The following is a 5,640-nucleotide window of genomic DNA, read 5'->3' as shown; positions in this document are numbered from 1 at the left end:
TTACAGGACTTAATAAATCGTTTGGCACTACTTTGGCCAACAGAGAAAATTTATGCCTCAATACACTGATTTTATTACTAAAAATTTTTGTAGTGCCAAAAAATATAGCAAAAAAATCAGCTTTTGCTCTCAATCTTTCGAAAAAATGGGCTAACAAAACCCTCCCAGACACTGACTACGGAATTTGACAGTAAAAATGGCTTGCTTTAGCCCATTTGAGTGCGGTAGTGTAATCTGAAACAGAATTTACCCTATTTTATATGTCATGGAGGGAAGAAATGGTTTTTCGAAATATTAAACCTAATAAGTTTTTGTTTCAATTTGTTTTTATCGTGATCTGTATTCCACTGCTCCTCAGTATGGGCAACACGCCTAAGGAAAAGGTGGCAAGAAAATCAAAATTGATAGGCGTTGCAACTTTTACAGACCATATCATTTTGAACACCATTAGAGATTCTTTTTTGGCTGAGATGAAGGTTCTCGGATATACCCAAGAAAACGGTTGGCAATTTGTCGTTAAAAGCGCCAATGCACAGCCAAGCCAGGCAGCAGTCGTCGCAGATGAACTCTTAAATCTGAACCCGGTTACAATCGTGAGTATCTCTACACCCTCTACAAAACCTGTCTTTGAAAAAAATGGGGGTCGAATCCCCCACCTATATAGTGCCGTGAGCTTTCCGGCTTCCATAGGCATTACTGATAACTCAAAAAATACAACCGGCCTTTCTGATGGCGTCGATTTCCCTGGAAGTTTCAATTTAGTACAGGAAATGGTGCCAGGATTAAAGAGATTGGGGATGGTTTATTCCCATGAGCCCAATGCTGTGACATCAAAGGATCAGATCCTTGGGTTGTGTAAAAAAAATAATGTTACCTTCATTGGGCAGGCCGTTTCAAGCAGGGATGAGGTGAAAACATCCATACAGGACATTGCCACAAATAGACCGGATGCTATATTTGTCGGGGCCGATAGTGTGGCAGTGGATCAGGCGCCAGCAATTATTGAGGTAGCCACCCGGGCGAAGATTCCTGTTTTTGCAGTCGATGAAGGTACTGTCAAGTTAGGAGCCTATGCGGCCTTATCTGTTAACTACGTAAAGATGGGGAAGAAAACAGCACAGGTTTTAGATGAAATTATAAAGAAAAATTCTGCAGACAATATGCCTGGGATTGAATATTTGGGGGAAGATATCGTAGTGAATACAAAAGCTGCGGAAAATATCGGTAAACCGATTCCCGAATACTTTATCGCAAAGGCTTATAAAATCTACAAAGAATAAGCATGACCGGATTAATTATATTAGACAACTCTTTGAACCAGGGGTTGATATACGGGTTTCTTGCCCTGTCCGTTTTCATTAGTCTGCGTGTCATTGATTTTCCCGATTTGTCGGTAGAAGGCACCTTCCCTTTAGGTGCAGCAATTGCGGTTGCCTGCACTAAATTATGGGGGTTGAATTGGACAGCAGTTTTCCCATTGGTTTTGGCACTCGGTTTCACGGCAGGCACACTAACAGGTGTTTTGCATACTTATCTAAGGCTGGGAAAGCTGCTGAGTGGTATTCTTGTTGCCATTGGCTTGTATTCGATAAATTTTAGAGTAATGGTTGCAAATTCTAATCTCTATTTGGTCGGTGAACAGAATAGTTTTTATTGGTTAAAAGAGCAAAATTTTAAACTGATCCAAACCCTGCTACCGGACTCAACCAGTGTTTCAATCTATCCTGTATTAAATTTCGTTTATTTGCTCATTTCGATCAGTGTCATTTATATGCTTTTATCCCTTTTTAAAACACAGAAGGGAATACTGATTCGATTTGCAAGGGCGGATTCAAAAATGTTTTTGGAATCTTTGGGCGTAAATCAAAAGAGATACGCTATTCTCGGCTTAGGCATTGCAAATGCACTGGCTGCTTTTTCCGGCAGTCTAGTTGCGTTCCAAGAGGGCTCTGCGTCCATTAATATGGGCTTTGGAATGATTCTGGTTGCCTTGGTGTCACTGGTCATCGGAGAACAGGTCATACGGGTCTTCCACCAAGATTTAACGGATATCTGGCCGACCATAATCTCTCCTTTCGTGGGGGCCTTTTTATACTATTTAATTATAAGAGCGGTAAGGGGTCTAAACAGTCTATGGCAAATCTACCGGGGGTTTCCCGATCCTACAGATCAACTCCAATTTTTCAACTCAGATGTGAGACTGCTTTCTGTTCTGATCATGGTATTGCTTTACATATTCCGTAAAAAGGAAATTACAGAGATAAATATTCCGGAACGGTTGTAATCAATGGACGAAAAACTCTACCTATATTCAGTAACTAAGATTTTTAACAAAGGTGATTTTAACGAAGTCTGCGCCCTCAAAAGAGTAGATCTGAAATTTTGCGCAGGTGAAAATGTCATCATATCGGGTCACAACGGGTCGGGAAAAAGTACCTTGCTTAATCTAATAGATGGCAGAATCGCTCCGACAAATGGCAAGATTTTCGTTGATGGAAGGGATATTACTGATCTTTCCATCCATAAAAGGGCCAAATTCGTATACCGCCTTTTTCAGGACAGCACCCATGGGGTGATACCGCTCGGGACCATTCGTGAAAATATGGATATCGCATTGGGACGTAATTCTGCAAGAAGTTGGTTCAAGCCGGCATTGTGCAGGGGGAATGATGACTTTTTCAGCGAAGTGATGGGCGCATACCGACCCGAACTGGCCGACAAACTCGATAAAAAGGTATTTACATTAAGCCCGGGGGAACGGCAGGCGCTGATTCTTGCCCTGCTGAAGCTTCAGACCAATTCAAGCTCTCAAATTCTTCTGGCGGACGAGCCTACTGCCTCCCTGGACCCGACACTCTCAGAAAAGTGTATTGCCATCATATCGGAATATGCCTCCAGAGGATGGTTGTGCCTCACGATTACCCATGACTCAAAAATTATAAAAGAGCATGGGGGGCGTTTGATAGATTTTAAAAACGGGTCGGTCTTTTCGGATACAGATAGAAAGGAAAAAAATGGCGGATACGTCAAGTAGCAACCTATTTAAAAATTGGGACTACGTGTACCAGAATTGGGATGTTTTTGAATTGCCATGGGTTGAAAAGGACATTCATCCGGTGCTGGCACAAAAAATCAGGGAGTTTGCATCTGCTGAAGGATATGCCTTGGATATCGGTTGCGGATTAGGTCAGGTAAGCCGCCATCTTGCGTCTGCAGGTTATAAGGTCTACGGTATTGATGCTTCAGACCGGGCCATCAATCTTGCCAAGGGCATGACACCGGAGGGCCTGGAGATCGCTTATATGGTAGCAGATTCGGTTCGTTTCGTGCCCGAAGTGAAGTTCGATCTGGTCGTTGATTTCCTTCATCTTCACGACATTCAAGCCAAGGACTTGTCTGTGTATATCGATACTCTTCTTAAGATATCTGCAGTTGGAGCAACAATGATAACGACGTCTTTGTCCGAAAAGGACCCGACGGCCACATCGACAGGAGAAAGGGACAGCCATTTTGCAGATTGCAAAGTCTACTATCGATCCTCAAAACAGATTACAGATCTGTTTTTTCCTTATGCAAAGCTCATTTCCACAGAAATTATTAACGTGGGCCGAGGTGCAGAGTCTTATCTTGCGAACCTTCTGGTCTTCAGAAAAACTAAGATTCTTGGGCAGCCACCATCAGGCTGTTTAGATACTGCCCCGGTTGTTTTACCGTAACTTTGCCTTCTGTGATAGTATATCGGCTTTGTTTATCTCGGACGTTCAAGTATCCTTTTTGGAATAACCGGGTCCCTTCCAGTCTATCGGATTCGGTGGGGGAATATTTCCAGCGTTCACGGATGGGTCGGACTTTATCATTCTGGACAAAAAAGAGGTCAGGTGCAGAAATTCCCGGCGGAATGGTGAAGACAAGTAGGTCCAATAAATTACCAGTGTACCTCTGATTGGCATAAGCTGAGACGACTTTGATCAACCAGTCAACAGGTTTGTTCCGCCCTGCGATCTTAAATTCTCTGATACCCAGCTCAGAGTAAAAGGCGATATCCTCCGGTCGGATCATTCCTGCCAGTCCCACAAGCTTCTCCGGTGATTTAATGATATTTGTTACGCAGGACCATAAATAGGCGTCAAAAAGATCCGACCGGTCCCTGTTGTTCCAGAGTTTATAGTGGGCACTGCGGTAGGGGCATTGGTATTCACAATTTTCATTGACCAGGATACTGAATTTAAGCCCGGTCTGATTGATGTACTCAATCAGGTTTTTTAGATCCCGGTCCACCGTGCAGTCGTGGTGCAGGCAAAGACTCTCAATTTTTATACCCTTTTCCTTTAAATCGAGAATTTTTTTAAGCTGCGCAGCGGATTTTAGACCATAAACCGTGGAAATGTTGATGGGCATGTGAGGGTAGAGCCCATGGATGATTCTGATGAGCTTTATGGAACTGATCGTCAGGATATCCGGCTCAACAGTCTCAATGATTTTTTGCAGGTTGTTGATAAATTCTTTGCTGAAATCTTCATCCGCATACTTGGAGTTGAAGAGGTAATTTGTTTTTATCTTGATGGATTTACAATAGGCAAAGAACTTTTTGGCCATCACCAGCGTAAGGCCTTTGAGGTCATTTCTCGGCCGACCACTTCTGAGTATGGGCACCGCACCATAGACTTCATCAATCGTAACATCGTGTTCTGAGCAGCCACAGATGTCCAGGAGGGTATTGAGCCCTGGCTTGGTCCAGATTGCGGGAGTCTTGAGTTTTACCAGGTACATATTGGCAGTATCATTTATTGTGTATGGCTTTTCGTTATTCTTATATCAAATCGAAAACAGGCAGGCAAGAAATCATCAGTGTTCTATGAATTAGGATATCAAAGGTCAACAATCGTCTTCTTGTGGTTTCTCGTCTTTTTCATCTGCTTTTTTGATTTGAAAACTATTGTAAAGCTGTTCCCAATAATCACTTATCCCGGTATTTGGCTCGGTTGCATCAAAAACTTGCTTGAATCCATCGATATAGCTTTCAATTATACTTCCAAAATATATTTCTAAATATTCAAACTCAAAAGAATATTTTACTAAAATACGCTCATCGAAAATTACATATTCTCCAAAAAATTTAGGTCCAGTTCTGGCATGAGTTTTTGGTTTGCCTGGAGCTTTTTTTATTACAATGGACTTTATGTTATCAGACCCTGGATTATAATATAATATTTTATAGGTTTCAATTGCATCTACGTAACTCTTATCGTCTGTTTTTTCCTCCCAGCTGTTATCATTTTGACTTATCAGCTGCACTCTACGGACTTGATATGTTTTTTTATTGTCGAAAGCCTTTTGGTTAACTTTATCCAACCAGTCTTTGACATGCTCCCAGGTTTCCTTTTCTTTTGTGTTATCTTCATCACCCTTGTCTTCCTCATCTGCAAGTGTCGGGTTATACAGCTTTAATGTGTCCAAAAAATGAGATGAAAAGGATGTAGCATAGATACTCTCGTGCGAATTGTTTAGTCTCTCAGTCAAGAGCTGTGCATAGTCTCCAATATCGACTTCAATACAGCCGATGAATCCACCACTTGTTTCAAAAGAAACTAGATCAGCCCATTTCTTAGTATCGCCCCACTTCTTAATCCGGTCTATATA

At 42.0% G+C, this 5,640-nt stretch carries 7 protein-coding genes; 5 read left to right on the top strand and 2 right to left on the bottom strand.

The features are described 5' to 3' along the window. The 5 genes from DPO_RS26355 to DPO_RS23260 form a co-directional block, all read left to right on the top strand. Nucleotides 1-188 (top strand): hypothetical protein (locus tag DPO_RS26355; RefSeq protein WP_236610039.1); only part of this gene is annotated, 188 nt, incomplete at its 5' end. Nucleotides 189-278: 90 nt separating this feature from the next. Continuing rightward, entirely contained in the window at nucleotides 279-1,280 is a 1,002-nt protein-coding gene (locus DPO_RS23275) for an ABC transporter substrate-binding protein (protein WP_006968839.1), read from the top strand. 2 nt (nucleotides 1,281-1,282) lie between these two features. Further along, nucleotides 1,283-2,284 carry an ABC transporter permease gene (locus DPO_RS23270; protein ID WP_006968838.1) on the top strand — a complete coding sequence of 334 codons (1,002 nt, stop codon included), beginning with the start codon at nucleotides 1,283-1,285 and terminating at the stop codon, nucleotides 2,282-2,284. A gap of 3 nt (nucleotides 2,285-2,287) precedes the next feature. Next, complete coding sequence (locus DPO_RS23265; RefSeq protein ID WP_006968837.1) at nucleotides 2,288-3,034, top strand: ATP-binding cassette domain-containing protein; 747 nt, start codon at nucleotides 2,288-2,290, stop codon at nucleotides 3,032-3,034. Then, entirely contained in the window at nucleotides 3,015-3,716 is a 702-nt protein-coding gene (locus DPO_RS23260; RefSeq protein WP_006968836.1) for a class I SAM-dependent methyltransferase, read from the top strand. The genes DPO_RS23265 and DPO_RS23260 overlap by 20 nt, the downstream gene beginning before the upstream one ends. On the opposite strand, the gene DPO_RS23255 is transcribed toward DPO_RS23260, so the two are convergent. Together DPO_RS23255 and DPO_RS25620 are read right to left on the bottom strand one after the other, a co-directional pair. After that, on the bottom strand, nucleotides 3,655-4,770 hold the full coding sequence (locus tag DPO_RS23255; protein ID WP_006968835.1) for a hypothetical protein: 1,116 nt from the start codon (nucleotides 4,768-4,770) through the stop codon (nucleotides 3,655-3,657). The genes DPO_RS23260 and DPO_RS23255 overlap by 62 nt on opposite strands. 105 nt (nucleotides 4,771-4,875) lie before the next feature. Continuing rightward, nucleotides 4,876-5,640, bottom strand: a 765-nt coding sequence (locus DPO_RS25620) for a hypothetical protein (RefSeq protein ID WP_040012309.1), incomplete at its 5' end; no start/stop codon positions are given.

Source organism: Desulfotignum phosphitoxidans DSM 13687, assembly GCF_000350545.1.
Classification (GTDB): domain Bacteria; phylum Desulfobacterota; class Desulfobacteria; order Desulfobacterales; family Desulfobacteraceae; genus Desulfotignum; species Desulfotignum phosphitoxidans.
Note: the sequence above shows the minus strand (reverse complement) of the source record. Positions and strands in the feature narration are given on the sequence as shown.